At 72.3% G+C, this 3,573-nt stretch carries 2 protein-coding genes; both read right to left on the bottom strand.

Going from position 1 to position 3,573, the window contains the following annotated elements; translation table 11 throughout:
• Window positions 1–73: 73 nt before the first annotated feature.
• Window positions 74–1,366 (bottom strand): Ig-like domain-containing protein, encoded by a 1,293-nt coding sequence (locus ACWGDX_RS32130; RefSeq protein WP_453631293.1) that lies wholly within the window; start codon window positions 1,364–1,366, stop codon window positions 74–76.
• The gene (locus ACWGDX_RS32125; RefSeq protein ID WP_453631292.1) at window positions 1,363–3,402 is read right to left on the bottom strand and encodes a hypothetical protein; all 2,040 of its coding nucleotides are present in this window, start codon (window positions 3,400–3,402) and stop codon (window positions 1,363–1,365) included. The genes ACWGDX_RS32130 and ACWGDX_RS32125 overlap by 4 nt, the downstream gene beginning before the upstream one ends.
• Window positions 3,403–3,573 lie beyond the last annotated feature (171 nt).

Raw genomic sequence — 3,573 nt, 5'->3', positions numbered from 1 at the left:
GCCGGGCGCTGGTCGCGCGCCCGGCCCGCCGGTGGGGCGCTCGGCGGGCGCTCCAGGGTGTCCTGTGTCACCGTCAGGTCACCTTCACTGACTTCGTGGTGGCGGCGCCGTTGGCGTACCCGGAGCGCTTGGCGGTGACCGTGACCGTGAGCGTGTGGCCCTTGTCGGCCTTGACCGCCGTGTAGGTGGACTTGGTGGCGCCGCTGATCGCCTTGCCGGCCCGCTTCCACACATAGGTGTACGACTGGGCCGCGGGGGTCCAGGTGCCGGCCTTGGCGGTGAGCTTCTTGCCGACCTTGGCCGTGCCGCTGATGGCCGGTGCCGTCTTCACCTTGAGCGCGGGGCCGGTGGCGACGGTGACGGCGGGGCTGGTGACCGTGGTGGTGCCGCCGGTGTTGACCCCGCTGGGCCGGCAGGAGACCTTGTGCGTACGGTCGGTGGAGTCCAGGGTGCGGGTCGACGCGGTCGCGCCGGTGATCACCTTGCCGTCGCGCAGCCACTGGTGGCGCACGGTGGTGGCGCCGCTGAACTTCACGGCGCAGGTGACCTTGGAGCCGACCTTCGCCGTACCGGTGACCTTCGGCGCGGTGGTGACCGAGGGCGCGCGGACCTTGACGGTCAGCGGGACCGCGGCGGACACCGAGCCGGTGTGGTTCGCCGGATTCGCGGGCGTGAACTGCGCCCTCAGCAAGTGGGTGCCGACCGCGAGGGTGGTGGTGGAGAGGGACACCGTGCCGTTCGAGACGGTGACGGGCGAGCCCAACAGGGTCATTCCGTCGAGGAACCCCACAGTGCCCGGGGCGGTCGAGGGCGTCACCTTCGCGGTGAGCTTGACCGAGGTGCCCTGGGTGACGGGGCCCGCCGGAGCCACCGTGAGGGACGTCGTCGTCGCCTGCGTGGGGGCGGTGCTCTGGTACGCCGTGTCCGAGGTGAACCAGATGGAGCCCTTGAAGTCACCGTAGGTCGCGGTGCCGAAGGCCTTGCGGCAGGTGACGGTGAACTCGTAGCGGCCTTCCAGCGTCTTGAAGCCCGCCGTGCTGGCGTAGTCCCGCATGGTCTCGGTGAGCGGCACCTCGTACCCGTCACCCACGACCGGATAGATGCCGATCTCCGAGTTGCCCACGACGTTCTGGCCCTCGGCCGGGAAGCCCGCGCCGGTCACCGAGACCAGGATGTGGTCCGCCGGCTCGGGGCAGCTGCCCGAGGTCGTCAGGGACATCGGCGAGACGTCCGAGCCGGTGGCCGGGGACGGCCTGAGGGTGCCCAGGGTGTCGGCCTGCGCGGCGGGGGCGCCGAGCAGCACGAGCCCGCTGAGCACACCGACGGCGCCGGTGAGCAGCGCGGCGAGGGTCTTACGGGGGGTCACCTGTTGCCGCCGTTCGCGAAAGTGAGCAGTCCGCGGCGGCGGGCCCAGAACACGGCGGCGGTGCCGAGGGCGATCAGTGCGGCAGAGCCGAGGCCGAGGAGTCCGGCCTGGGCGCCGGTGCTGGCGAGGGCGCCGCCCGTGCCGCCGGAGCCGACCTCGGTGGAGACATCGGTGGAGCCGCCGCCCGTGGAACCGCCGTCGGAGGCGCCGCCGTCCGAGGAACCGCCGTCCGTCGTGCCGCCGTCCGCGGTGCCCGGGTCGTCGGTGCCCGGGTCGTCGCTGCCGGGGGGCAGACCGGTGTCGGACGGATCGGCCGAGTCGCTCGGCTCCGGGCCGTCGGAGGGCTCGGACGGGTCGCTCGGCGTCGTGCTGGGGTCGGTGCTCTGCGAAGGGCTGGGCGAGGTGCTGGTGGGCGGGTCCGAGGGCCCGTCCGGGTCGGTGTCGCGGTAGGCGGTGTTCGAGGTAAACCAGATGGAGCCCGTGAAGTCGCCGTACGTCGTCTCGCCGAAGGCCTTGCGGCAGGTGACGGTGAACTCGTAGCGGCCTTCCAGCGTCTTGAAGCCCGCCGTGTTGGCGTAGTCCCGCATGGTCTCGGTGAGCGGCACCTCGTACCCGTCACCCACGACCTGGTAGATGCTGATCGGTGAGTTGCCGACGACGTTCTGGCCCTCGGCCGGGAAGCCCTTGCCGGCGACCTTCACGATCACGTAGTCGGCCTCCGCCGGGCAGGCGGCGGAGGTCGTCAGGCTCACGCCCGAGGTGTCGGTGCCGGTGGCCGGGGCCACCTTGAGCGTGCCCAGCGGGTCGGCGGCCTGCGCGGCGGGCGCGCCGAGCAGCAGCGCACCGCCCGCGGCGGTCAGCAGGGTGGCGGCGCCGACGGCGGCCTGCCTGGAGAAACGTTTGGTCAGCATGGAGGTCTTCACTTTCTTGGACACGGAGTGGGACACGGAGGCCGACCCGGAAGCGGGCACGGAGTCAGGCACGGAAGGGAGGGATTCGGAAGCGGCGGGCCGCGTGGGACGCCCGCGCCGGCGGCGCGGCGAGAACCACACCGCGACGCCCGCCGCGAGGACCAGCAGCAGGGCGAGGAGCGCCCAGGGCACGGTCCAGAAACCGGCCGAGAGGGTGGTGCCGGGCAGCGCGGGATTGATGTCACCGCTCACCGCGACCGGGTCGACGGTCACCGTCGCCGTCGACCGCAGGGCGGGGAACAGATCACGCACGGAGGCGGTCACGGTGACGGCGTTGCCCGGCAGCAGTTCCTTGATGTCATGGACCCCGGGGGCGCGCACCGGTCCGGTGACCGCGTTGCGGACCCGTACGGTCTGCCGCGCCCCGATCCGTACGTTCCCGGTGTTGCGCACCGTGTACGTGACCGTGGCCGAGCCGCCGCCGAACGGATTCGCCGTTCCCCGGTAGCTCGCCCGGAGGTTCTCCACGGTGAGCCGCGGCTTGAGTTCCCCGGCCACCCTGATGTGGATCCGCGCGCCGACGCGCTGTTCCACGGCGACCCGGTCGCCCTCGGCGCCCGACCCCGTCGAGGTGAGCGCGGCGACGATGCCCGCGGCGTGATCACCCGGACTCGCGCCGCGCGGGACGGTCAGCGTGAAGGGCACGATGACGCGGGACCTGGCGGGGATGACCACCGTGCTCTTCTTGACCGCGACCCAGGTGCCGGCGTCCTTCGACGGGCGTCCCGCGGCCAGCAGGTCGAATCCTCCGTCGGCGGTGTTGAAGGCGTCGCTCGCGTAGACCTTCAGCTTCAGCGCTCTGGTGCTGTGGTTGAGGACGGCGAGATGGTCCCCGACCGCGGCGCCGGGCGTGGCGCTGTACGAGAAACCGCTGCGCCGGTCCGGCTTCTTGGGGCCCGAGGGCTGCACACCGAAGGTGGTACGGCCCTTGTCGTCCTTGGCCGGGGCGGACGCGTGGGCGCCGGGGGCCGCGGTGAGGGCGAGCAGGCAGGCGAGAAGGCACGCGAGCAGCGCGGTGACGAGGGTGCGGGCCTGGGGGCCACGGGCCTGGAGGGTGGTGGTCATGTCGGGGTGTCCGATCGGGGCCGTTTCTTCAGCGGTGAGAAGACTTCGGTGATGTGGGGCTTCGGTGATGTGGGGCCAGGACGTGGGGCTTCGGTGACGTGGGGCTTCGTGTACGAGGTGTGAGATGCCGTCGGGCAGGCATCGGGCGGGGCGGTGAGGACGGGCGGGACG

Source organism: Streptomyces sp. NPDC055025 (genome assembly GCF_053608565.1).
Note: the sequence above shows the minus strand (reverse complement) of the source record. Positions and strands in the feature narration are given on the sequence as shown.